The sequence below is a fragment of the Pseudomonas sp. MONT-RG-20F-20-E-7-02 genome, from assembly GCF_022662395.1.
In the GTDB taxonomy this organism is placed as follows: domain Bacteria; phylum Pseudomonadota; class Gammaproteobacteria; order Pseudomonadales; family Pseudomonadaceae; genus Aquipseudomonas.
In genome coordinates this window covers 1,079,234-1,103,604 of sequence record NZ_JAKNQN010000001.1, presented here as the reverse complement: position 1 = coordinate 1,103,604, position 24,371 = coordinate 1,079,234, and the positions used below count along the sequence as shown (strand labels likewise).

The following is a 24,371-nucleotide window of genomic DNA, read 5'->3' as shown; positions in this document are numbered from 1 at the left end:
CGGATTTTGTTGTACTTAAAAGTGTCAGGTGTAGGGCTTTTTCATGAATGGAACATCCACCGGTAGCGAAGCCGCTGCATTGATTGCGCGGCTGGACTGGGCGCAAAGCCCCCTCGGTGAGGCCAATGAATGGCCGCAAAGCCTGCGCACAGCCGTCGACATCGTGGTGCACTCACCGATGCCGATGCTGTTGCTGTGGGGCAGCCAACTCACGCAGCTCTATAACGACGGCTTTGCCAAGCTCGCGGGCAACAAACACCCCGCCGCGCTCGGCCAGCCGGCGCATGAGACGTGGCCGGAACTGGCGAGCTTCACTGCGCCGGTCTACGACGCGGTCCTCGGCGGCGAGGTGCGCACGTTCAGCGAGCAGCGCTTCGTGCTGCAACGCAACCATCGCGACACTGAGATCTGGCTCGACCTGACCTACAGCCCGGTCCGCGACGAAAGCGGCACGGTGGCCGGCATCCTGGTCATCGCCATCGAAACCAACGAACGCCGCAGCAAAGCCCTGGAACTGCAACAGCGCTCCGAAGACAGCCTTAAGGCCCAGCACAACAGCGAGCAGCGCCTGCAACTGGCACTGGCGGCGACGGACGCGGTCGGCACCTGGGACTGGGATATCGGCGAAGACCGCTTTATTGCCGACGCTCACTTCGCCTACCTGCACGGCGTTGACCCAAGTGACGCCGGCCTGTTGCCGATCAGCGAGTACCTGCAAGGCGTGCACCCTGAAGACCGTGGCATGGTGGCGCGCAGCATCAAGCACTGCATCACCTTCGGCACCGAATACGCCGAGGAATACCGCCTGCAGCAAGCCGATGGCCAGGTGCGCTGGGTGTTTGCCCGAGGCCGTTGCTACAAGGACCAGCATGGCCGCCCGGCGCGCTTTTTAGGCGCCGCGCTGGACCTCACCGAGCGCAAGCACACCGAGCAGGCCCTGCGCCAAAGCCAGACCGAGCTGCAGTTGATCATCAACGCCATGCCGGTGCTGATCGGCTATGTCGATCACGAACAGCGTTTTCGCTTGAACAACAGCGCGTACCTGGAGTGGTACGGCATGACCCCGCAAGAGCTGTACGGCAAGAGCATCCGCGAAGTGCTCGGTGATGAGGTGTATGCCGGGCGCGCCGACAAGATCGCCGCCGCGCTGCGCGGCAAGGCCTGCAGCTTTATGACCATCACGCCGCACCACGATGGGCGCCCGCGCCATGCGTTGATGAAGTACCTGCCGCGCTTCAGCAATGACGGCTCGGTGAACGGTTTCTACATCTTTGTGATCGATGAGACCGAACGCAAACTCACCGAAGAAGCCCTGCGCCACCTCAACGAAAACCTCGAAGAACGCGTGGCCCAGCGCACCCAGGCGCTGGCCGAGGCCAACCAGCGCCTGCAAAACGAGATGTTCGAACGCGAGCGCGCCGAAGACGCGCTACGCCATGCGCAGAAGATGGAAGCGGTGGGCCAGCTCACTGGCGGCATCGCCCATGACTTCAACAACATGCTCACCGGGATTATTGGCAGCCTGGACCTGATGCAGCGCTACATCGCGGCCGGGCGCAGCGACGAAATCGGCCGGTTTACCGACGCGGCGGTGTCTTCCGCCCACCGCGCCGCCGCCCTCACCCACCGGCTGCTGGCGTTCTCGCGGCGCCAGTCACTGGACCGACGTCCGCTGGACCCCAATCAGTTGGTGGCGTCGCTGGAAGACTTGTTCCGGCGTACCAAGGGCGCGCACATCACGCTCAACGTGGAACTGGGCCGCGATATCTGGGCGGTGAACACCGATGCCAGCCAATTGGAAAACGCCCTGTTGAACCTGGTGATCAACGCGCGCGACGCCATGCCCGACGGCGGCGAATTGCTCATCGAAACCGCCAACAGTTACCTGGACGGCACCGACATCACCACGCTGGAACCGGTCAAGGCCGGCGATTATGTGATGCTCGGCGTGAGTGACAACGGCAGCGGCATGGCGCCGAAGATTCTGGCCAAGGCGTTCGACCCGTTTTTCACCACCAAGCCCATCGGCCAAGGCACTGGCCTTGGGTTGTCGATGATCTACGGGTTTGCCCAGCAATCCGGTGGCCACGTGACCATTCAAAGCGAGCCCGGCAAAGGCACCAGCGTGCGCCTGTACCTGCCGCGCCTGCACGGCACCGCGCTGGAAAGCAGCCTGCCGGCGCACATGAGCGAAGCCCCGCTGGCCCTGGCTGGCGAAGCCGTGGTGGTGGTCGAGGACGACCCGGCCGTGCGCATGCTGGTGGTCAATGTGCTGGATGAATTGGGCTACACCGCGCACCAGGCGGCGGACGCACGCACGGCACTGCCGTTGCTGGAGTCGGATTTGCGTGTGGACCTGCTGGTGACCGACGTCGGCCTGCCGGGCATGAACGGCCGCCAATTGGCGGAAATCGCCCGCCAGCACCGGCCCGGCCTGCAAGTGTTGTTCATGACCGGTTACGCCGAAAAGGCCGCCGAACGCCAGGGTTTCCTTGAAGATGGCATGGACATGGTGGCCAAGCCGTTCTCCATCGAACTGCTGGCGACGAAAATCCGCAGCATGATCAACGTTGACGAATGAGTTCAGGCATAATCGCGCGCCCTTCCGTTTGACCGTTGCAAGGTAACAACATGAAAGCCCAAGCCCGTCACATCCTGGTCAAGACCAGTGAAGAAGCCGAACAGCTCAAGCAGCGCATTGCCAAGGGCGAAGCGTTTGATGTGCTGGCCAAGAAATACTCGACCTGCCCGTCCGGCAAGCGCGGCGGTGATTTGGGTGAAGTGCGGCCGGGGCAGATGGTCGGGGCGATTGATGTGGTGATCTTCAAGAAGCCGGTGAAGGTGGTGCATGGGCCGATCAAGAGCAAGTTTGGGTATCACTTGGTGCAGGTGTTTTACCGCGACTGACCAGAGAGCGGACGCGGAGCGTCCGGTGAGGCATTCCCACGCGGAGCGTGGGAACGATCAGTGCAGTCAAATGTGGGAGCTGGCTTGCCTGCGAACCGCCGCAGGCGGCCATTCACCGCGCAATTAAAGCCCCTGGCACCTGAATCACCCGGCTCGCCAACCGATGCCCAGCCAAGGCCGCCTCCTCAGGTGACTGACCTTTCAGCCGGCTGGCCAAATACGCCGCACTGAACGAATCCCCCGCCGCCGTGGTGTCCACCACCTTCTCGACCTTCAACGCCGGTACGGCAAAGCGCTCGCCATCACAGCGGATCAAGCAGTCATCTGCGCCGCGCTTAAGCACCACTTCGGCAATCGCCGGGTACGCCGCAAACACCTGTTCGCTGTCGGCATAGCCAAACAACGCACGTTCGTCGTCTTCGGTCAGCAAGGCGATATCCACCTCGACCAACACCGCGTGATACGCCGCGCGCGCCGCTTCGACGCTGGCCCATAAACGCGGGCGGTAGTTATTGTCGAACACCACCTTGCCACCGCGCTGGCGGGTTTCGATCAGGGTGTGCAGTAAACGCGCGCGCCCGACTTCACCGAGTACCGCCAGGGTAATGCCGCTGAAATACACCACGTCGTAACCCGGCAAAACCGCCAGGATCGGCTCGGCGGCCGGGGTAGTGAAGCAGTCGCGCACGGCGGCTTCGTTGCGCCAGTAGAGGAATTTGCGCTCGCCATTGGCGTCGGTCTGGATGCAGTACAAACCGGGTAGACGGCCGGGCAGGCGTTGGACCATGCCCAGGCCGAGGCCTTCGTCGGTCCATTGTTGGCACATGGCATCGCTGAAGCTGTCATCGCCCAGGGCGGTGACGTAGTCGACCGTGCCGACGCTGCCCAATTCGCGGCGCAGGTAGACGGCTGCGTTGAGGGTGTCGCCGCCGAAGCTCTGCTGCAGGCTGCCGTCGGCGCGGTGTTGGAGTTCGATCATGCATTCGCCGATGAGGGCGATGCGCGGTTGTGTGTTCATGCCTGGGTCTCTCGGTGTTCTGGAGGGCCTCATCGCAGGCAAGCCAGCTCCCACAGTTGGAATGTATTCACACTTCCAATGTGGGAGCTGGCTTGCCTGCGATAGGCGCGACGCGGTTTAGAAGCAGGTCTGCAAGGACTCGATCACCTGCAACTGCTCATCCACCAGGCAGCCCACTTGCCATTTGTCGAAGGTCAGGCACGGGTGCGAGGTGCCGAAGGAGATGATGTCGCCGATACGCAGTTCAACCCCCGGCGCCACGCTCATGAACGCGTGCTGGTCCATCACTGCCGTGACCTTGCAGGCCGTGACGTCATCGCCTTCGGCCGGCAGAATACCGGCCTTGTAGCGCTTGAGCGGCACCGGCAGGCCGGCGTCGTAGGCGACGTCGCGCTTGCCCAGGGCAATCACCGCAAAGCCCGGCTCTGGCAACGATTGCACATGCGCCCAGACTTCCAGCGCCGGGCGCAGGCCTTCGTTGAGGTCGCTGCGGCGGTCGAGCACGCAGCATTGCGCTTCTTTGTAGATGCCGTGGTCGTGGGCCACGTAGCTGCCAGGTCGCAGCACGCTGAGGAAGCGGCCAGCGGCGTTTTGTACTTCAAACGACTCGGCGATCAGGTCATACCAGGCCGAGCCCGAGGCGGTGATGATCGGCTTGGGCAGGTCGAAAGAGCCGTTGTTTTGCAGGTCCACTGCCAGGCGCACCAAGCTGGCGGCGAAGTCGCGGATGCCGCTGACGGCGTGTTCGCCGTGGATCACGCCTTCGTAGCCTTCAATACCGGTAAGGGCCAGGGCTGGCTGGGCCTTGATCGCCTTGGCCAGCTCGCGCACTTCCTGCTCGCTGCGGCAACCGCAACGGCCGCCGACCACGCCGTACTCGATCATCACGTTCAGGCGCAGGCCACGGGCGGCGAAAAACAGGCCGAGGTCGGCGACGTTATCCGGGTGATCGACCATGCAGTGAAAGTCAAAATCCTTGTCGGCCAACAAGTCGGCAATCAACGCCATGTTCGGCGCGCCGACCAGTTGGTTGGCCATCAACACGCGGCGCACGCCACCGGCATAAGCGGCGCGGGTTTGCACCGCGTTAGCCAGGGTGATGCCCCAGGCGCCGGCTTCGATCTGGCGTTGGAACAATGCCGGCATCATGCTGGTTTTGCCGTGGGGCGCGAGTTCTGCGCCGCTGTTGCTGACAAATGCCTGCATCCAGCGAATGTTGTGTTCCAGGGCGTCGCGATGCAGCACCAGGGCCGGCAGGCTGACGTCGCGGACCAGGTGGGCGCCAACGGCGGCGGCGCCTTTTTCAACGGCATTGAGGGCAGACATAAAAACTCCTATTCGTTGATGCGACGGGCCAGGTTGTTGGCGCTGTCGATCAACACCCGGCGATAGTCGTTGTAATTTTTAATCGCGTCGGCCCGTGGGGCGACGATGCACAAGGTTGCAATGCTGATGCCTTGCGCGTCCCGCACCGGGGCGGCGAAGCAATGGGTAAAGGTGTCGGCCACACTGTCGAAAGAGAAGAACCCGTCGAGGGTGGCCTGACGGATTTGCGCCAGGAACGTTTCCAACGGCAGGCGCTGGCCGTCCGGCAGGATGAAGTCGTCGTAGTCGATCAGGTCGATGATTTGCTGGTCACTCAAGTGCCCCAGCAGCAGGCGCCCGGAGGCGGTCCACGGGATCGGTGCGTTTTCGCCGATGTCCGACGAAATGCGGAAATGCCGCTCGCCTTCGCGCATCAGCGCCACCGTGTATTTGCGCCCGTTGAGCAGGCACATCTGCGCGGTTTCGTGGGTTTGGCTGACGATTTCCTGCAAGGCGTGGTCGGCCTCGCGGGTCAGGTCGAAATGGCGCAGGTGCGCCTGGCCGAGGAAGTACAGCTGGCGGCCGAGGTAGACGTGGCCGTCCTTGCCCACCGTTTCGAGGATGCGCCGTTCAAGCAACGAGGCGACCAGTTCGTAGACGGTGGATTTGGGGCTGCCGATGCCGCTGGCAATATCATTCGGGCGCAGGGGCTGGCCGATTTCCTTGAGAAAATCGAGGATATCGAATGCACGGTCCAGTCCTTTGGCGCGGCGTTTGATGGTGTCTTCGGTCATGGCAGTAGTCGGTCTCTGTTGATCGTTCCCACGCTCTGCGTGGGAATGCATACCGTGACGCTCTGCGTCACAGAAGCGGACGCAGAGCGTCCAGGGCGGCGTTCCCACGCAGAGCGTGGGAACGATCGTTTAGGCAGCCATCTTTACTTCTTCTTGTAGGCCACGCAATCGATCTCGACCTTGCAGTCCACCATCATGTTGGCCTGCACACAGGCGCGCGCCGGGGCGTGTTCCGGGGTGAAGTATTCGCCGAAGACTTTGTTGAAACTCCAGAAGTCCCGTGGGTCTTCGAGCCATACGCCGACGCGCACCACGTCTTTGAGTTCGTAGCCGGCCTCTTCCAGAATCGCCACCACGTTGCGCATGGTCTGGCGGGTTTGCTCGACGATGCCGCCGTTGATGATTTCACCGTCGACTGCCGGCACCTGGCCCGAGACGTAGAGCCAGCCGTCCGCTTCTACCGCGCGGGCGAAAGGACGAGGTTGGCCACCGCCGGCGGTGCTGCCGGTGCCGTAACGAGTAATGCTCATAAAGTTGCTCCTGATTAAAAACGAATGTTCTTCAAAAATTCCGCCAGGCGCGGCGACTGCGGGCGTTCGAAGATGTCTTTCGAAGTGCCCTGCTCTTCAATGCGGCCCTGGTTCATGAATACGATCTTGTCCGACACTTCGTAGGCAAAACGCATTTCGTGGGTGACCAGCAACATGGTCATGCCCTCTTCCGCCAGGCCCTTGATCACGCTGAGCACTTCGCCCACCAACTCGGGGTCGAGGGCCGAGGTGACTTCGTCGAACAGCATGAGGCTGGGGTTCATCGCAATCGCACGGGCAATCGCCACGCGTTGTTGCTGGCCGCCGGAGAGCTGGCCCGGGAAGTGGTTGCGCCGCTCCAGCAGGCCGACGCGGTCCAGCCATTTTTCCGCCAGGGCTACGGCTTCGTCCTTGCCCATCTTCTTGACCTTGAGCAGGCCGAGGGTGACGTTTTGCAACGCGGTAAGGTGCGGGAACAGGTTGAATTGCTGGAACGCCATGCCGGTCATCGCGCGGTGCTGGGCAATCACGCGCTCGGGGTGACGCACGCGCTTGCCGGCGATTTCGCTGTAGCCGATGGACTCGCCGTCCAGGGTGATCTGGCCGCCCTGGAATTCTTCCAGCAGGTTGACGCAACGCAGCAGCGTGGTCTTGCCCGAGCCGCTGGAGCCGATCAACGTCACCACATTGCCGCGCTGCATGGACAGGTCGACGCCCTTGAGCACTTCTACCTGGCCGTACTGTTTACGCAGGCCGCGAATGTTCAGCAGCGGTTGGTTTGTTTGAGGTTGGTTCATGGCAAGGCCACCCGCTTTTCAATGTAGCGCCCGAATAACTCGATGGCGTAGTTGATGACAAAGAACAGAAACCCGGCGAACAGGTAGAACTCCAGGGTCATGAAGGTACGCGCGATCACTTGCTGGGTGCTCAGCAGCAATTCCGCCACGCCGATCACCGAGAGCAAGGTCGAGGCCTTGACGATTTCCGTGGAGGAATTGACCCAGGTCGGCAGGATCTGGCGCAACGCTTGAGGCAACAGCACGTAGCCCAGGGATTGGTAGAACGTCAGGCCAATCGCCTTGCCCGCCTCCAATTGCCCACGGGGAATGGCCTGCAGCGCACCGCGCACGATTTCCGAGACGTGGGAGCCGCAAAACAGCGTCAGCCCGACGGCGCCAGCCTGGAACGCAGTGATCTGCCAACCCAGCGCCGGCAGCATGTAGAAACACGCCAACACCAGCACAAACACCGGCGTGCCACGGATCAGGTCGACATACAGACGAAACGGCGCGCGCATCCAGAACTTGCCGTAGGTCAGGATCAACCCGGCGACAATGCCGATCAGCGTACCGAAAATAATCGCCAGCGCAGACACATACACGCTGGCCTGAAAGCCCGCCCACAGGGTGTCCCGGGCGATCCACAACTCATGCAACCAACTGGGGGATTCGTACATGGAAACCCTCCTTAACGACGGATCGCCAGACGCTGTTCCAGGTAACGGAGCAGCATGGCAATGAGGTAACAGGCAGCCACGTAGAGCGCGGTCGTGACCAGCCAGGTTTCAATCACCCGGTAGCTTTCGACGTTGATCTTGCGGGCGTAGTAGGTCAGCTCCGGCACGGCAATCGCAGCGGCCAGGGAGGTGTCCTTGAACAGCGAGATAAAGTTGTTCGACAGCGCCGGCAACACATTGCGCAGCATCACCGGCACGGTGATATAGGCGCGGATACGCCACTCACCCAAGCCAATCGCCAGGCCGGCTTCGCGCAAGCCCTTGGGAATATTCAACAGCCCGGCACGGAACACTTCGGTGAGGTAGGCACCGGCGTACAGCGACAAGGTGATGATGAACGAGGGGATTTTGTCGAGACGAATCCCCAATGACGGCAGTGCAAAGTAGATCAACAAGATCAGCACGAGGATCGGCGTATTGCGGATCACCGTCACATACACCGAGGCGAAGACTCGCAACGCGCGGTGCTTGGACAGCATGGCAAACGCCATCATCAAACCGATCACGCAGCCAATCGCGATCGACAGCAGCGCCAGCTCAAGGCCCAGGCCGAGCCCCGCCAGCAAGCTGGGAAAATCACGCCACACGGCGGCAAAGTTCAACTGATAGTTCATGGTCGGCAGTACCTGATTGGGGCGCCGTCAGGGGCGCCCCAGGGTTTACGATTTACTTGAACTCAACCGGGAAACCGATCGCAGGCTCTGGCAAATCCACGCCGAACCATTGCTTGAACGAGGCCTTGTAGGTGGGGAATTCCACACCGGTCATGGCTTCATGCAACGCGGTGTTGACGAAGTTCAGCCAGTCCTGATCGCCACGCTTGACCGCGCACGCGTAGGTTTGCGGGCTCCAGGCGTAGGTCGGGCTGCGGTAGCGGCCGGGGTTCTGCACCATCAGGTACTTGACCGAGGATTGGTCGGTGGCGGCGGCATCGGCGCGGCCGGAGTTCACGGCCTGGTACATCAGGTCGACGCTGTCGTATTGGTCGACCTTGGCTTTGGGCAATGCCTGGTGCACCAGCTCTTCGGCGTAGACGTTTTGCAGCACGGCCACGGTGACGCTGTCGCCTGCGGCTTGCAGGTCTTCGATTTCCTTGTACTTGCTGTTGTTCGGCAACAGTAGGCCCACGCCTTCGCGGTAGTACGGCAAGGTAAATGCAACTTGCTGCGCACGGCTGGCGGTGACGGTGATGAACTGGCAACTCATGTCGACCTTGTCGGTCAGCAGGTTGGGAATACGTGCGTCAGACGACTGCACCACAAACTCGACCTTGCTCGGGTCGTTGAACAGACCCTTGGCGACGATACGGCCGATGTCGATATCAAAACCCTGCAACTTGCCATCCGCTCCCTGGAAGTGCCACGGCGCATTGGTACTGCCTGTACCCACGATGAGATGCCCACGCTTGAGCACATCATCGAGCTTGCTGTCCGCCGCCTGCACTACGCTTGCGAGGGAAGCCGATGCGGCGAAGAGAAAAACACACGCTTTAAACACGGAAGGTCGGTGATGCATGACAAGCACTCCAGGAGTTGTGTATTCCGCTATACCGGAACTTAGTATGTAACAACGGAATAGACAGCAGAAAGTGTGCCACACGGGGTAAGAGAAAAATATGATTGGGATAAATTCGTTTTGAATCATAGGGATAATGGTTTGTGCTGGGTGAGGCGCTTGGCCAGCGGATGGAGGCAGTCTGCTACTCAGGGACACACAGTGACAGGTGGCGCACCAGGGTGGCGTTACCTTGCACCGTAGCGGGGCTGATATTGAACACCTATGGGAGCGGGCTTGCCCGCGATGGCGGTGGGTCAGTTGCCATCAATGGTGGCTGAGCTGACGCATTCGCGGGCAAGCCCGCTCCCACAGGGGGGGGCGTTGTTGCTTTGAGTATTGTGTGGGTGTGGCTGATTTTTTGGGTTGGGCTAGGCTGGGGGTATCTGTGTGGAGGAGCCGGGCGTGATGAAGGTAAGAATTTTGGTGGTTGTGGTGTGTTGGTGGGTGGCCGGTACGGCCTTGGCCAGTAATGATCGGCGCGAATGCAAGGAGGAATTAACCAAGCTGAAAGAGGCTTTCAGCACCGATTACACCAGCCAGAACCATCACGGCTATCGCAAGGCGAAGGCGTCGCGGGACAATGAGGAATACAAGAAATGCGCGAGTCAGGCGCGCAAGGCCCGTGAACGCATGGAACGTGACGCAGATGTTTAAGCGTGTCTACCTGTGAAGGTTGACAGTAGACGGGGGTGATCTCTCGGCTTAGCGTTGGCAGTAACCGCAAGCCGAGAGGGATTTCATCATGGCAACCACTAACGACGTCATTACCAGCCAGGCGGGCTATGAGTCCGCACTGAAACAGGGTCGAATCGTATTCACGCTATTTGTTTCAAAAAGCTGCCCGGCATGCGAGTACTACAGACCATTTTTTGAAAGCGCCGCCAAAGAGCATGATAGGTTTGTGGATAGCTATGTCATCGAGCCGACCGTTGCGCCTGAGCTGGGCAAGCCTGAACGCCGCAGTACTGAGAAGGTTACCGGCACACCTACGCTGGTAACGCATATCGACGGCGAGGTTCAGGAAGTCATCAGAGGGTTTGAAGACGAGAAAACCCTGACGCAAGAACTGAACAATATATTCAGCCGCTATGCCTAGCTGTAGGCTCCAGACGAACTTGCGTCACCCGCCGCTCATCCACCGCTGCCACGGTAAGGCGCCAGCCTTCATGCTCTAGGCTGTCGCCGACTATCGGCAGGCGGTCCAACAGGCTCATGACTAAACCTGCGAGGGTCTGATAATCATCGGTGGCCACGGCCTTGAAGCCGGTGCGCTGGCGAATCTGGGTCAGGTTTACGGCGCCATTGGCACGAAAACCCTCGCCTTCCTCAACAATATCCGGCCCTTCAATCTCGCTGGCATCCGGCAATTCACCGGCGATGGACTCGAGAATGTCGGTCATGCTCAACACCCCCATGAAATCGCCGAATTCGTTGATCACGAACGCAATGTGGGTGGATTCCTGGCGCATCTGTTCCAGGGCGTTGAGGATCGAAAAACTCTCCAGCAGGTTGATCGCGCGGCGTGCCAAGTGCTCCAGGTTCGGCTCGTTGCCGGCCAGGTATTCCTTGAGCAACTCCTTCTTGTGCACGAAACCTAATGGCTCATCGATAGCGCCGTGGCGGATCAACGGCAGGCGCGAGTAGGACGAATGCATCAATTTCAGGCGAATAGTGTCGCGATCGTCCGACAGATCAATACAGTCGACCTTGGCCCGTGGCGTCATCAAGGTGCGAATCGGCCGCTCGGCCAATTGCAGCACGCCGCTGATCATCACGCGCTCGCGTCGATCAAACAACGGGCCCTGGGCTGCATCCGGCTCGCCCATCAGGTCAGCAACGTCGTCATCCATGCCTTCGACGGCCAGGCTGCGACCGCCAAGCAAACGCATCACCGCATGCGCGGTACGCTGGCGCACCGGCAACGTGCCTTGCGCCGACTTCTTGCGGCGGGCGCGGGCAATCTGGTTGAACACCTCGATCAGGATCGAGAAACCAATCGCCGCATACAGATAGCCCTTGGGAATATGGAAGCCCAAGCCTTCGGCAGTCAGGGCGAAACCGATCATCATCAAGAAGCCCAGGCACAGCATGATCACCGTAGGGTGCGCGTTGACGAAGCGGGTCAGCGGTTTACTCGCCACGATCATCAAGCCGATGGACACGATCACTGCGATCATCATCACCGCCAGTTCATCCACCATGCCCACGGCCGTAATCACCGCGTCGAGGGAGAACACCGCGTCGAGCACCACGATCTGCGCCACGATCGGCCAGAACATCGCATACGCCACATTGCCCGAGCGCTGGGCCACGTGGCCTTCCAGGCGCTCATGCAATTCCATGGTGGCCTTGAACAACAGGAACACACCGCCAAACAGCATGATCAGGTCACGGCCGGAGAAGCTCTTGTCGAACACCTCGAACAAGGGCTGGGTCAGCGTCACCAACCAGGAAATACTCGCCAGCAAGCCCAGGCGCATCAGCAACGCCAGGGACAAACCAATCAACCGCGCCCGGTCGCGCTGCTCCGGCGGCAGCTTGTCCGCCAGGATCGCGATAAACACCAGGTTGTCGATGCCCAGCACCAGTTCCAGCACAATCAAGGTCAACAGGCCGAGCCAGGCCGTTGGATCCGCTAACCATTCCATTTATAGAGTCTCGTAATAGATTTCAGAATGCCGGACACGGCAAAGCGCGGTCAGTGGACCGGGACAAGGTTAGCAGTCGGAATACGGGGTGCTTTAACGGGAACAGCAGCAAATGTCTTGGGGAAAGACGACTGGGAGGCTCCAAGAGGGTGTTCATGCAAGTCCTGAAATAACAAAAGGACTTGGATCGTACAGGCGAAACCAAAATTTCCCACAACGCAAAACTATTACAAAATCTGTAATCAACCCTTTGCCCCGGCAGAAACCTGCTGGATATACCGCGCCACCGCCGGCGCTTTCTCAAAACGCCGGTGAATCAGCGACAGCCACGACGACGCCTCACTGCCCTGAATAGCGCGATACACCACGCCCGGCAAACTCACATGCCCAACCATCGACACCGGCACCACCGCCACGCCCTGCCCTAACGACACCAGCGCCACCACCGCCACCAACCCACCCGGTTGCGGCCCCAGGCGCGGCGCAAAACCGCCCTGGGCCGCGACATGCAGCGTGCCGCTGATTTGTTCCGGCAGGATAAACGTCTCGTTTTGCAGGTGTTCACAACCGATGGCTTTGAGCTCCAGCAGCCAGGAAGCCTGCGGCAACGCCAACACAAACCCTTCGCTGCTCAGGCGCACCGCTTCGATGCCATCGGGCAAGGTCATGGGCGAGCGAACATAGCCAATATCATAACGCCCGTCCGCCACGGCGCTGGGCAGTGTCGCCATCGCGCATTCGCGCACATTCACGCTCACATCGGGATTGGCCTGGCTGAACGCCTGCATCTGCCGCTGCAACACACCGGAGTACACCGCCGAGGCCACATAGCCCAACTCGATATGGCCGATCTCGCCCCGCCCGGCGCGCTGGGCATTGCGCTGGGCGAATTCGAATTGGCGCACGGTGGCTTCGGCCTCGATCAGCAAGGCCGCGCCGGCCTCGGTCAGGCTGACTTCGCGTTGCTGGCGGATAAACAAGCGCGTACCCAGGCTGGCTTCCATGTCCTGGATTTGCCGGCTTAACGTCGGCGGCGCAATGCCCAGTTGCTCGGCGGCGCGGGTGAAGTTGCGCTGGCGGGCAACGGCCAGGAAATAGCGAAAATGGCGGATTTCCATCGTGACATTAGCTCAAAGGTAATGAAGTGCTTCAGCCCAGCTAATAAAAACCGCAGAAGCTGGGAATACGCTAGCGAGACCTCAACACTAGAGAGCCCTTGCGATGGCCGTCAAGCGTATTCCCCACATTACCTGCAAGGTAATTAAATCATGAACCGAGTCAGCCCTCGTCTCACGCTGCTCACCGCCTCCGGTGTGTGCTCACTGATCGTGCTCGACACCAATATCGTCGCCGTGACCCTGCCCAGCATCGCCCGCGACCTGGGCGCCAATTTCGCCGACATCGAGTGGGTCGTCAGCGCCTATATGCTCGCGTTCGCCGCGTTGTTATTGCCGGCCGGCAGCATCGCCGACCGTTTTGGACGCAAGAAAACGCTGATCTGGGGCTTGAGCATTTTCATCCTGGCGTCCCTGGGGTGCGGGGCCGCGCCGAATGCGTTGTTCCTCGACATTGCCCGCGCCGTAAAAGGGGTCGGCGCGGCGTTGCTGCTGACCTCGGCGCTGGCGTCCATCGGCCACACCTTCCACGATGAAGCCGAGCGCGCAAAAGCCTGGGCGTTCTGGGGGGCATGCATGGGCGTGGCGATGACCGCCGCGCCGACGCTGGGCGGCTTGATCACGCAGTACCTGGGCTGGCGCTGGATTTTCTATCTCAACCTGCCCGTGGGCCTGGGGTTGATGGCGCTGGTGCTGCGGGCGATTCCTGAGTCCCGCGACACTCAGTCAGCGCGCCTGGATCCGTGGGGCAGCCTGGCCTTCAGCGCCAGCCTGTTATGCCTGATCTGGGGGCTGATCGAGGCCAATCGTATCGGCTGGGGCAACTCCCTGACTTACGTGCGACTCATCGGCGGCGCACTGTTGCTGGGTGTGTTCGTGATGGCCGAGCGCGTGCAACAGCGGCCGATGGTGGACTTGCAGTTGTTCCGGCACCCGCGCTTTATCGGTGCGCTGCTGGGCATGTTTGCCTACGCCGGTTGCGCCCAAGTGATGATGACGCTGCTGCCGTTTTATCTGCAAAACGGCTTGGGTTTTTCGGCGATTGCCTCGGGCCTGGGCATGTTGCCGTTTGCGCTGACCATGCTGATCTGCCCAAGGATCGGCGCGCGCCTGGCCGGACGATTTGCGCCGGCGACGATGATGGCGACCGGCTTGACCCTGGTCGGCTGTGGCAACCTGTTAAGTGCCTGGGCGGTGACTATCGGCGGCTACCTGCCCTTCGCCCTGGCGATTGCGGTGACAGGCGCCGGTGCAGGCCTGCTTAATGGTGATACGCAGAAAAACATCATGGCGTGCGTGCCACGGGACCGGGCGGGCATGGCGTCGGGGATGAGTACGACGATGCGCTTCAGCGCGATCATGTTGGCCATCGGCGTGTATGGGGCGTTGTTGAGCAGCCATAGTGAGAAGATGCTGCGCGCAAGTATCGACGTGCAGTGGCAGGCACAGGCGGCGGGGATTGCATCGCGGGTGGTGGCCGGTGATATGCCGGCGGCCATGGCATTGTTGCCGGAGACGGCACGCACGGTGGTGCAACCGCTGGCGCGGCAAGCGTTTGTGAGTGGGTTCGGCGGGGTATTGTGGGTGGCGGGTTTGTTGGCGTTGCTGGGGGCATTGGTGGTGGGGAATTTAATGAGAAAACCAATTCCCTTGCTGCCCCAGTCTTTGCCAACACACTGAACACACTGAATTCCATGTGGGAGCGGGCTTGCCCGCGATGGCGCTGGTTCAGTCGGTAGATGTATCGACCGGTACACCGCTATCGCGGGCAAGCCCGCTCCCACAAGGGGATTACCTACATTCTGGTATCTGATCGTTCCCACGCTCTGCGTGGGAATGCCGCCCCGGACGCTCCGCGTCCAACCTCGCCAGACTCAAGCCCTTCGCAAGGGTGACGCGGAGCGTCACAGCATGCATTCCCACGCAGAGCGTGGGAACGATCAGTCAGCGATCAGTGGTTACCAGAACCGCTGCTGAGTCAACCGGCTCCACCAGGTCAGCAGCACCCGGTCCACCGAACCGCTGGCCGCCAGGCCCACGCGCTCCTGCAGGCTTTTACGCTCGGCATAGTGCAGGTGGAAGACGTCGGCGGTCTTGGCCTTGGTGGCCAGGTATTCGTCGCTGGTTTGCAACTCGTCGACCAGCCTCTTGTCGAGCGCTGCAACACCCAGCCACACTTCTCCGGTCGCAACCTCATCGATTGCCAGCTGTGGGCGGTAGCGCGACACGAAGTTCTTGAACAGTTGATGGGTAATGTCCAGGTCTTCCTGGAACTTCTCGCGCCCCTTCTCGGTGTTTTCGCCAAACACGGTGAGGGTGCGCTTGTACTCACCGGCCGTCAGCACTTCGAAGTCGATGTCGTGCTTTTTCAGCAGGCGGTTGACGTTAGGCAACTGCGCCACCACACCAATCGAGCCGAGGATGGCGAAGGGTGCGCTGATAATCTTCTCGCCGATGCACGCCATCATGTAGCCGCCGCTGGCCGCGACTTTGTCGATGCACACGGTTAACGGCACGCCGGCCTGGCGGATACGCGCCAGTTGCGAGGACGCCAAACCATAGCTGTGCACCATGCCGCCGCCGCTTTCCAGGCGCAGCACCACTTCATCTTTAGGGGTGGCCAGGCTCAGCAGCGCAGTGATTTCATGGCGCAGGCTCTCGGTGGCCGAGGCCTTGATGTCGCCATCGAAATCCAGCACAAACACCCGTGGCTTGGCCTCAGGCTTTTTCTTGCTGTTTTTCTTTTCGGTTTTGCTTTCAGACTTGCGCAGGGCCTTGAGCTGGTCCTTGTCGAGCAGGCTCGACTCCAGGCGCTCACGCAGGCCTTTGTAGAAATCATTCAGTTTGCTGACCTGCAATTGGCCGGCGGACTTGCGACGGCCTTTGCTGCGCAGCGCCGCGAAGCTGATCAATACCACCAAAATAGCGACCACCAGAGTGACGGTCTTCGCTAGAAAGCTCGCGTATTCAGCCAAAAAATCCATGTGTCCCCTTAAAAATGCACGGCGCCAGGCGCGGATCGCCCAAGCATACCGAGGCTATCGCCGGGCGACCAGTGCTCAAACCGCCAGCAGCCAAGCGCTCTAACGCGCTTTTAAAACAAGCGTATGTTTTTTCATTGACAGCTCGCAGGCATCCTCATAACCTCGCCAGACTTTCAACGTACCGGGAAAACGGACGTGGGCAGCATTTATCTGATACGACATGGCCAGGCCTCCTTCGGTGCAGACGACTATGACGTCCTGTCGCACGTCGGCGTGGAACAGGCGCAAGTGCTCGGCCGCCATCTGGCCGACCTGGGCCTGACGTTCGACCGCTGCATCGCCGGCGACCTGCGTCGCCAGCAGCACACCGCCACCGCCGCCTTCGATCAATACCGTGCCCTTGGCCTGCCGGTGCCGACACTTGAAGTCGACAGCGCCTTCAACGAGTTCGACGCCGACGCCATCATCCGCGCCCTGCTCCCCGACCTGTTGAGCACCGAGCCAGATGCGCTGGAGATCCTGCGCAATGCGGCGCAGAACCGCGGCGAATTCCAGCGCATTTTTGCCCTGATCGTCGAGCGCTGGCTGGCCGGCACCTACGACCCGCCCGGCCTGGAAAGCTGGCTGGGGTTCGTCGAGCGTGTCCAGGGTGGTTTGCAGCGCATGCTTGAAGCGGCTGAAAACTCACACAAAATCGCCGTGTTTACCTCCGGCGGCACCATCACCGCCCTGCTCCACCTGATTACCCGGATGCCTGCGGCGCAGGCCTTCGAACTGAACTGGCAAATTGTTAACACCTCGCTCAACCAGCTGAAATTCCGCGGTCGCGAGGTGGCACTGGCTTCCTTCAACAGTCATAGCCACTTGCAACTGTTGAAGGCGCCGCAGCTCATCACCTTCCGATGAATTGCGGCCAACCGTGACCCCAAGGTCACTGGACTCTACCTTAAAGGATCGAAACCATGACTGACGTAGCCAAAGCTGTAGAAGCAATGAAAGCCAAATTCAACCCAGCCGCTGCCGACGGCCTGGACCTGGTGTTCGGTTTCCGTATCGACGACACCCAGAACTTCTCGCTGGTGGTGAAGAACAACACCTGCGAACTGCTGGAAGGCGAAAACCCGGACGCCCAAGTGACACTGGTGACCGACGGCGAAACCATGGAAGGCATCGTCAGCGGCGACACCGACGGCATGCAGGCCTTCATGAGCGGCAAGCTGCGCACCGAAGGCGACATGATGCTGGCCATGAAGCTGAGCGAACTGTTCCCGGCTTGATAAGGCCGCGCTCAAAAAAAATCCCGCCTTTCGGCGGGATTTTTCGTTCAGCCAGCCTCCCGGTCAGCGGGTGTTGGCATTATCCATTTCTTCGAACGTGTCCATGTACGCAGGGTCATTACCATCGTTTTCACGTATCACACGCCCTTCATACTCGGCGGTGATTTCACCGGTATTGACGTCAAGCCCAACCACGATCACCAGCTTGTATTTGCCCACTTGCAAGTACATGTCATAGAGGTCCCGGGGTTCATCGGGCGCCACAAAAAAGCTGTAGCTGTAACGTACGCGCTTGGTCAACACAGGCCACTGTGCTTCAAACGTGCGGGAATCGAAGGATGGGAGCACATTGCTGATTCCACGCAGCGCGGCCTCGACCAGTTGGTCATTGTCCTTGGCTTTGAAGACCACCGGATGAGTGCGAGTCATCGACCGCATCGGGTTGGGAACAATATCCGTTTCAAGGCGGTACATGCCGCTGCTGAACCATTTTGTTGCATCGAAGGTGTCGTCACCTTTCTCGCATTCGCTGCAATGCATCATCAGCGGGGCCGCGGCGCTTTCTCGGGAATACAGTGAAGTGATCGACACTGCGCAGGTGATCAGCAGTGCCCCCAATAGGCCTGCACTGCCAACCCGCGCGATAACATTCGCCATCGTCTACATCCTTGTCTGAAGGGGTGGCGAATTTACCTGATTCAGACCTTTTGGTGGCGGGAAATTTTTGCCTGCGATACCGGTGGGTCAGCCCATCCGCATGTGGCTGATACACCGCCATCGCAGGCAAGCCAGCTCCCACAGAAAAGCAGATCAGTGGTGCAGCTTAGATTTTCGGCTGCAGCAACAACGCCACCAACGCACTCCACCCGGTCTGATGCGACGCCCCCAACCCACGCCCGGTTTCGCCATGGAAATACTCATGGAACAACACCAGATCGCGACTGGCCGGGTCTGCTTCCAATTGCGCATAACCCGCCATCGACGGGCGCTGGCCATCTTCATCGCGCAAAAACAATCGCGTGAGACGTTGGCTCAGGCTATCGGCCACTTCCTCCAGGGACGCCAGATAACCACTCCCCGTTGGGTACTCCACCGAGAAGTTATCCGCGTAGTACCGATGAAATTCGCGCAGTGATTCAATCAGCATGTAGTTCACCGGCATCCATAACGGCCCGCGCCAATTGGAGTTGCCGCCGTACAAGCGCGAGTCGGACTCGCCGGGCTGATAACGCGCGCACAGTGTGTCGCCATTCATCTTCAACCCCAGCGGCTGTTCGGCAAACGCCTTGGACAAGGAGCGCACGCCAAAAGCCGACAGGAACTCGGTGTCATCAAGCATGCGCCGCAGCAGGTCCTTGGTCCGCTCGCCACGCAACAGCGCCAGGAGCAGGCGATTGCCCTGCCCAGGTTCGTTCCAGCGTGACACCAACTTGGCCAAATCCGGCCGGTGGTGCATAAAACCCAACAGCCGCTCACGCAAGCCTTCCAGACCTTCATGCTCGCGCTGCTCCAGCACCAGCACGGCAAACAACGGCATCAGGCCGACGATGGAGCGCAGGCGCACCGGCTCGTTCTGGCCATCGGGGCGGTGCAGCACGTCGTAGAAGAACAGGTCCTGCTCGTCCCACAAGCCTTCGGCGCTGTCGTCGACGCGGTTGATGGCACCGGCAATGTAGAGGAAATGCTCGAAAAACTTCACCGCAATATCGACGTAGACGACATTGCGCTTGGCCAGCTCCAAGCCGATCCGCATCAAGTCCAGTGCATAGGCGGCCACCCAGGCCGTGCCGTCGGCCTGGTCCAGCTGATAACCCGGCGGCAAGGTGGCCGAGCGGTCGAACAGCGCGATGTTGTCCAGCCCGAGAAAGCCACCCTGGAACAGGTTGCGGCCTTCGGCATCCTTGCGGTTGACCCACCAGGAAAAATTCAACAGCAGCTTGTGGAAAATCCGCTCGAGGAAATCCATGTCGCCGACACCGGTCAACGCCTTGTCCTGCTGATACACCCGCCAACTGGCCCAGGCATGCACGGGCGGGTTGGCGTCATCGAAACGCCATTCATACGCCGGCAACTGGCCGTTGGGGTGCATGAAACGGTCTTTCACCAGCAGCAACAGCTGCTGCTTGGCATAGCCCGGGTCAATCAGCGCAATCGCCACCGCCTGGAAGCCTTGGTCCCAGGACGCATACCACGGGTATTCCCAGGTGTCGGGCATTGAAAGGATGTCGAAGTTGGACAGGTGCCGCCAATGGGTATTGCGAATATGCAAACGCTCGGGCGGTGGCGCGGGCTGGGCCGGGTCGCCGTCGAGCCACTGGTTTACGTCAAAGTAGTAGAGCTGCTTGGACCACAGCAGCCCGGCCAGGGCCTGACGCTGCACATTACGTGCGTCTGCGTCGGTAATACCGTGTTGCAGGGCCGCGTAGAAGTCATCGACTTCCTCGCGACGCTGTTCAAACAGCTTGCGCGCATTCACCTCGGGCGCATCCGTCGGCGCAAATCGCAGGTACAGGGTTTTGCTTTCCTGGCCTGCCAGTTCGAGGACGAAACGCGCGGCGACTTTGGTGCCCGCGTCGCGGCGAATCGCCGACTGCACGCCGCTCACCACGTAATCGTTGATGCCGTCCTTGAATGGGCCCGGTGCCGGTTGCCCGTCCAGCCGGGGAAAATTGCTTTCGTTTTCGCAGAACAACCACTCCACGCCGTCCTGGCCCCAAGCGCTGAGGTGGCGATCAGAAATCTCATGATGACGAGCCAGCACGTGTGCGCCGTCAAGCCGCAACTGCGGCTTGGGGGCGTCAACGGTCCAACTCCAGTCATTGCGCGCCCACACCTGGGGCAGTACCTGCAGGCGGGTCGGCTGGTCCGAGCGGTTATGCACGGTAACGCGCATGAAAATATCGTCGGGCTGGTGCTTGGCGTATTCGACGCTGACATCGCAGTAGCGGTTATCTTCGAACACGCCGGTGTCGAGGATCTCGTACTCGGCATCCTCGAGCCCACGCCGCGCGTTTTCGGTGGTCAGGTCGGCGTAGGGAAAGGCCGCATGCGGGTATTTGTAGAGCATGCGCATGTAGGCATGGCTCGGCACGCCATCGACGAAAAAGTACAGCTCCTTGACGTCTTCGCCGTGGTTGCCCTCGGCGTTGTTCAGGCCGAACAGGCGCTCCTTGATGATCGTGTCGCGCTCGTTCCACAGCGCCAGCCCCAGGCACCAGCGTTGCGCCTTGTCGCTGAACCCGGCCAGGCCGTCTTCGCCCCAACGGTAGGCGCGACTGCGCGCGTGTTCATGCGGGAAGTACGCCCAGGCATCGCCGTCGGCGCTGTAGTCTTCGCGCACCGTGCCCCATTGGCGTTCACTCAGGTACGGGCCCCACTCGCGCCAGCGCTCGGCGTCTTGGGCGGCCAGGCGCTGGCCTTCAGTTGTTGCAAGGATGTTGGTCTCGGGCGTGGCCGTCATTGGTTCCTCCATCACTGACACAGTGAGGCGCAGTGTAGAACCCATCTACGCGCGGATGCACATGAAGTCTGATCCACTCGCGCAAAAAAAGAGGCCGCTGATTAGGCGGCCTCGATTTTTTCGGCGGTAAAACCCTGCGGGGTTTCTTAGAAGATCGCGTAGGTGTAGTTGAAGATCAGGCGAGTTTGATCCTGGTCCGCGGTGCCCGTGTTGTGGCCTTTGTAAGTACCGGTACGGAACGTAGTGCCGAAGCCTTTGAGTGGGCCTTGCTGCACGACGTAATCCAGGCGGAAGTCGGTTTCGTTCTCTTTCTGATCGGAACCGCCAGCCACTTTGGACTTGATGTCCGTACCGTCCAGGTAAGCAATGGAGGCTTTCAGGCCAGGCACATAGGCCTTGAAGTCATACGTGTACTGACCGAAATTGACCTGCTCGCCCGCACGGGAGAACTGGCCGACTACGGCGTCGGTGAACAGGTAGAAGTCGCTGCCGCCTGCGCCTTGTGCGTTTGGATCGGCAATGCTGCCCTGGTTGACCCAGACAAAGCCGCCATCGTCGCTCACGCCAATATGGCCGAGCATCAGGCTGCTGCCGCCCAACTGGTAGGTGAACGCGGCGCTGTAGGTTTTGTTATCCACTTCGCCAGCGTGTTTGGCATAGCCACCGTTGTTGTTGAACTGGTAGCCGGCTTCACCGTTTTTGCCGTCGCTGGTGCTGTCGAAGTAGCGCAGGTCAGTCTTGAACGACTGATCATTGCCCAGCGGCAGGACGTGGACCAGGCCGAAGTAGTTCTGTTTGTAGAAGTCCTGCAGGTTGGCGTAGTAGTACTGCAACGTCAGGTTTTTAGCGATGGCGTTGTCAGACGAGCCAAACGGTTTGTAGTCCACACCGCCGAACTTGAAGCTGTCGCTGTCGCGCGTACCGCCGGCAACGCTCAGGCCTGTGGAGTTGCTGGACGCACGGCCTTCGGCCTTGTTCAGCTCACCGCCGGTGAACGTTACGTTTGGAATGTCGCTGGAGGTGAGGATGCCGCCGTCAAAGGTCTGCGGCGCCACACGGCTGTCGTTGGAAACCAGGATAGGCAACACGGGGGCCAAACCACCGCCGACGTGCAACTCAGTCTGGGAAATACGGAACTTCACGTTGCCGGCGGCGCGACCAAAGCTGTCGGCAGGTTCAGTGCCGTTGTTCTTGGTCGGGAAGAAGCTGTTGCCGTTACCCGCCAGGCCCGGGCCGGCTGCGTGGCCATCGCCACCGTCCAGGCGCAAGGCGCCGAACGCCATCACGTCGAAACCGACGCCAAGGGTGCCTTGGGTGAAGCCGGATTTGTAGTCGAAGCGCAGCAGGGTCGCGGCTTCGCGCAGATCGTTGTTGGTCCCCGAGCGGTTGTCCGCACTGTAGTACATGGTCCGCGAACTGATCGCAGCATGGCTGTCTTCAAGAAAGCCACTGTGACCTGTGCCCGTGCCCAGAGAGCCGAGCCCAAAATCATCAGCGCTCGCTTGTTGCGCGAGCAACGCGGCGGTGATGGATAACGCCAATGTAGAAATTTTCATGTGTCACGGCCCCTAAACATATTTTTATGTGCGTTGTGTGTGAAACGGCGTTTTCATCCCTACAAACGTGACGATTGTTTCATGAGGACCGGGGCGCGCCTCGTGAAGAATTAGTTAGGAAAGGCGGCTCGAAAATGAAATTTCTCAGTTGTGGTTTTTTGTCATATTTGCGTCATTTCATTCATTTGCAGAATGAAGTCCTGAGGATTCTTCGTTTGCCAGACCACCGCCAGCCCAACAAAATCCAGAGAAAGGCCGCACCCTCTCCACAGTGTTCAGGAATTTTTCTATGCCAAGCGCCGCACATGTCAGCCCCGACGAGATTCGCAGAGACTTTTCCAAGGCCATGTCCGACATGTACCGAGATGAAGTTCCACTCTACGGCGCACTGATGGCGCTGGTGGCCGAGACCAACGCGCGCGTGCTGGCGAGTGAATCGGGCCTGGCCCAGCAGTTGCAACGCACCGGTGAAATTGATCGACTGGACATGGAACGCCACGGTGCCATTCGCCTGGGCACCGCCCATGAGTTGGCAACTATCAGCCGTTTGTTTGCGGTGATGGGCATGCAACCGGTGGGCTATTACGACCTGACGCCGGCCGGCGTACCGGTGCATTCCACCGCCTTTCGCGCGGTGCATGAGCGCTCACTGCAAACCAGCCCATTCCGCGTGTTCACCTCGCTGCTACGCCTGGAATTGATCGAAAACGTCGAACTGCGCACCTTCGCCGAAAGCGCCCTGGCCAAACGCAACATCTTTACCCCACGCGCCTTGGCGTTGATCGAACAAGCGGAGCGCGACGGCGGCCTCAACGCCCGTGACGCCGACGAATTCGTACGCCAAGCCCTGGAGACCTTCCGCTGGCACCACACCGCCACCGTCACAGGCGCGCAATACCAGCAACTGAGCGACCAGCACCGCCTGATCGCCGACGTGGTCGCGTTCAAAGGCCCGCACATCAACCACCTGACCCCGCGCACCCTGGACATCGACCAGGTGCAGGCCGCCATGCCCGGCAAAGGCATCACCCCCAAAGCCGTGATCGAAGGGCCGCCGCGCCGCCAGTGCCCGATCCTGCTGCGCCAGACCAGCTTCAAGGCCCTCGACGAACCCATCGCCTTCACCGACGCCAAAGGCAGCCACAGCGCGCGCTTCGGCGAAATCGAACAGCGCGGCGTCGCGCTGACGCCAAAAGGCCGCGCCCTTTACGACCAACTGCTGAACGCCGCACGCGACGCATTGGGCGCGTTCCCGAATGAGACCAACGCCGCGCATTATGTGCAATTGATGGAGGAGCACTTCGAAGCGTTCCCCGACAACCACACCCAGATGCGTGAACAGGGGCTCGCGTACTTCCGCTACTTCGCCACCGAACAAGGCCTGGCGGCGCGCGGTCAAGCCAATCAGCCACGCACGCTGGACGCGCTGATTGCGGCTGGCCATGTGGCGGTGGAACCGTTGGTGTATGAGGATTTTCTGCCGGTGAGTGCGGCGGGGATATTTCAGTCGAACCTGGGCGATGCGGCGCAGAGTCACTATGCGGCGAATTCAAACCAGGCTGAATTCGAAAGGGCCCTGGGCCGTCGGACGATTGATGAGTTGAAGCTGTATGGCGAAACGCAGCAGCGCTCCATCGATGAATGCATTCAGGCACTGCTGGGGTGAAATGCTGAGGTGAAATCAGAGTGCCCGCCCGGCTCACC

Annotated in this window: 22 protein-coding genes; 8 read left to right on the top strand and 14 right to left on the bottom strand. The window is 60.5% G+C overall.

Features of this window, described 5'->3' with window-relative positions:
- Positions 1 to 43: 43 nt before the first annotated feature.
- On the top strand, positions 44 to 2,581 hold the full coding sequence (locus L8I05_RS05025) for a PAS domain-containing sensor histidine kinase (protein ID WP_242167398.1): 2,538 nt from the start codon (positions 44 to 46) through the stop codon (positions 2,579 to 2,581).
- A gap of 50 nt (positions 2,582 to 2,631) precedes the next feature.
- A complete protein-coding gene (locus L8I05_RS05020) occupies positions 2,632 to 2,907 on the top strand; it encodes a peptidylprolyl isomerase (RefSeq protein ID WP_242167397.1) in 276 nt (91 codons plus the stop codon).
- 112 nt (positions 2,908 to 3,019) lie between these two features.
- Here the strand turns inward: L8I05_RS05020 and L8I05_RS05015 are convergent, their stop codons facing one another.
- The 8 genes from L8I05_RS05015 to L8I05_RS04980 form a co-directional block, all read right to left on the bottom strand.
- Positions 3,020 to 3,925 carry a sugar kinase gene (locus L8I05_RS05015; RefSeq protein ID WP_242167396.1) on the bottom strand — a complete coding sequence of 302 codons (906 nt, stop codon included), beginning with the start codon at positions 3,923 to 3,925 and terminating at the stop codon, positions 3,020 to 3,022.
- A 117-nt stretch (positions 3,926 to 4,042) separates the two neighbouring features.
- The gene (locus L8I05_RS05010; protein WP_242167395.1) at positions 4,043 to 5,251 is read right to left on the bottom strand and encodes an amino acid deaminase; all 1,209 of its coding nucleotides are present in this window, start codon (positions 5,249 to 5,251) and stop codon (positions 4,043 to 4,045) included.
- Positions 5,252 to 5,259: 8 nt separating this feature from the next.
- Positions 5,260 to 6,024: an IclR family transcriptional regulator gene (locus L8I05_RS05005; RefSeq protein WP_106580124.1), complete on the bottom strand. Its 765-nt coding sequence runs from the start codon at positions 6,022 to 6,024 to the stop codon at positions 5,260 to 5,262.
- A gap of 143 nt (positions 6,025 to 6,167) precedes the next feature.
- Positions 6,168 to 6,554: a RidA family protein gene (locus L8I05_RS05000; protein ID WP_159957479.1), complete on the bottom strand. Its 387-nt coding sequence runs from the start codon at positions 6,552 to 6,554 to the stop codon at positions 6,168 to 6,170.
- Positions 6,555 to 6,568: 14 nt separating this feature from the next.
- Positions 6,569 to 7,351 (bottom strand): amino acid ABC transporter ATP-binding protein, encoded by a 783-nt coding sequence (locus L8I05_RS04995; protein WP_065907741.1) that lies wholly within the window; start codon positions 7,349 to 7,351, stop codon positions 6,569 to 6,571.
- Entirely contained in the window at positions 7,348 to 8,010 is a 663-nt protein-coding gene (locus tag L8I05_RS04990; protein ID WP_025857548.1) for an amino acid ABC transporter permease, read from the bottom strand. The genes L8I05_RS04995 and L8I05_RS04990 overlap by 4 nt, the downstream gene beginning before the upstream one ends.
- An 11-nt stretch (positions 8,011 to 8,021) precedes the next feature.
- The gene (locus tag L8I05_RS04985; RefSeq protein WP_159957481.1) at positions 8,022 to 8,684 is read right to left on the bottom strand and encodes an amino acid ABC transporter permease; all 663 of its coding nucleotides are present in this window, start codon (positions 8,682 to 8,684) and stop codon (positions 8,022 to 8,024) included.
- A gap of 52 nt (positions 8,685 to 8,736) precedes the next feature.
- Complete coding sequence (locus L8I05_RS04980) at positions 8,737 to 9,585, bottom strand: transporter substrate-binding domain-containing protein (protein WP_159957483.1); 849 nt, start codon at positions 9,583 to 9,585, stop codon at positions 8,737 to 8,739.
- 447 nt (positions 9,586 to 10,032) lie between these two features.
- On the opposite strand from L8I05_RS04980, the gene L8I05_RS04975 reads away from it, so the two are divergent.
- Positions 10,033 to 10,281 (top strand): hypothetical protein, encoded by a 249-nt coding sequence (locus tag L8I05_RS04975; protein WP_242167394.1) that lies wholly within the window; start codon positions 10,033 to 10,035, stop codon positions 10,279 to 10,281.
- Positions 10,282 to 10,369: 88 nt separating this feature from the next.
- Positions 10,370 to 10,723 carry a thioredoxin family protein gene (locus L8I05_RS04970; protein WP_242167393.1) on the top strand — a complete coding sequence of 118 codons (354 nt, stop codon included), beginning with the start codon at positions 10,370 to 10,372 and terminating at the stop codon, positions 10,721 to 10,723.
- Here the strand turns inward: L8I05_RS04970 and L8I05_RS04965 are convergent.
- Both L8I05_RS04965 and L8I05_RS04960 read right to left on the bottom strand, forming a co-directional pair.
- Positions 10,707 to 12,275 (bottom strand): TerC family protein, encoded by a 1,569-nt coding sequence (locus L8I05_RS04965; protein ID WP_242167392.1) that lies wholly within the window; start codon positions 12,273 to 12,275, stop codon positions 10,707 to 10,709. The genes L8I05_RS04970 and L8I05_RS04965 overlap by 17 nt on opposite strands.
- A gap of 242 nt (positions 12,276 to 12,517) precedes the next feature.
- Entirely contained in the window at positions 12,518 to 13,393 is an 876-nt protein-coding gene (locus L8I05_RS04960; protein ID WP_242167391.1) for a LysR substrate-binding domain-containing protein, read from the bottom strand.
- Positions 13,394 to 13,543: 150 nt separating this feature from the next.
- Between L8I05_RS04960 and L8I05_RS04955 the strand changes: the two genes are divergently transcribed.
- Positions 13,544 to 15,070: an MFS transporter gene (locus L8I05_RS04955; RefSeq protein WP_242167390.1), complete on the top strand. Its 1,527-nt coding sequence runs from the start codon at positions 13,544 to 13,546 to the stop codon at positions 15,068 to 15,070.
- Between the two features lie 278 nt (positions 15,071 to 15,348).
- Here L8I05_RS04955 and sohB read toward each other — a convergent pair whose 3' ends face one another.
- Entirely contained in the window at positions 15,349 to 16,374 is a 1,026-nt protein-coding gene (sohB, locus tag L8I05_RS04950) for a protease SohB (protein WP_242167389.1), read from the bottom strand.
- Positions 16,375 to 16,569: 195 nt separating this feature from the next.
- Here sohB and L8I05_RS04945 point away from each other — a divergent pair, with 195 nt between their 5' ends.
- Together L8I05_RS04945 and L8I05_RS04940 are read left to right on the top strand one after the other, a co-directional pair.
- Positions 16,570 to 17,280: a histidine phosphatase family protein gene (locus tag L8I05_RS04945; protein ID WP_242167388.1), complete on the top strand. Its 711-nt coding sequence runs from the start codon at positions 16,570 to 16,572 to the stop codon at positions 17,278 to 17,280.
- Between the two features lie 56 nt (positions 17,281 to 17,336).
- Positions 17,337 to 17,651, top strand: a complete 315-nt coding sequence (locus L8I05_RS04940) for an SCP2 sterol-binding domain-containing protein (protein WP_016969749.1) — start codon at positions 17,337 to 17,339, stop codon at positions 17,649 to 17,651.
- Between the two features lie 63 nt (positions 17,652 to 17,714).
- Here the strand turns inward: L8I05_RS04940 and L8I05_RS04935 are convergent, their stop codons facing one another.
- The 3 genes from L8I05_RS04935 to L8I05_RS04925 form a co-directional block, all read right to left on the bottom strand.
- Positions 17,715 to 18,308, bottom strand: coding sequence for a hypothetical protein (locus tag L8I05_RS04935; RefSeq protein WP_242167387.1), 594 nt, complete (start codon positions 18,306 to 18,308; stop codon positions 17,715 to 17,717).
- A 166-nt stretch (positions 18,309 to 18,474) separates the two neighbouring features.
- The gene (locus L8I05_RS04930) at positions 18,475 to 21,111 is read right to left on the bottom strand and encodes a glucosidase (protein ID WP_242167386.1); all 2,637 of its coding nucleotides are present in this window, start codon (positions 21,109 to 21,111) and stop codon (positions 18,475 to 18,477) included.
- Positions 21,112 to 21,257: 146 nt separating this feature from the next.
- Positions 21,258 to 22,667: an OprD family outer membrane porin gene (locus tag L8I05_RS04925; protein WP_242167385.1), complete on the bottom strand. Its 1,410-nt coding sequence runs from the start codon at positions 22,665 to 22,667 to the stop codon at positions 21,258 to 21,260.
- A gap of 289 nt (positions 22,668 to 22,956) precedes the next feature.
- Here L8I05_RS04925 and L8I05_RS04920 point away from each other — a divergent pair, with 289 nt between their 5' ends.
- A complete protein-coding gene (locus L8I05_RS04920) occupies positions 22,957 to 24,333 on the top strand; it encodes a VOC family protein (RefSeq protein ID WP_242167384.1) in 1,377 nt (458 codons plus the stop codon).
- Positions 24,334 to 24,371: the final 38 nt, after the last annotated feature.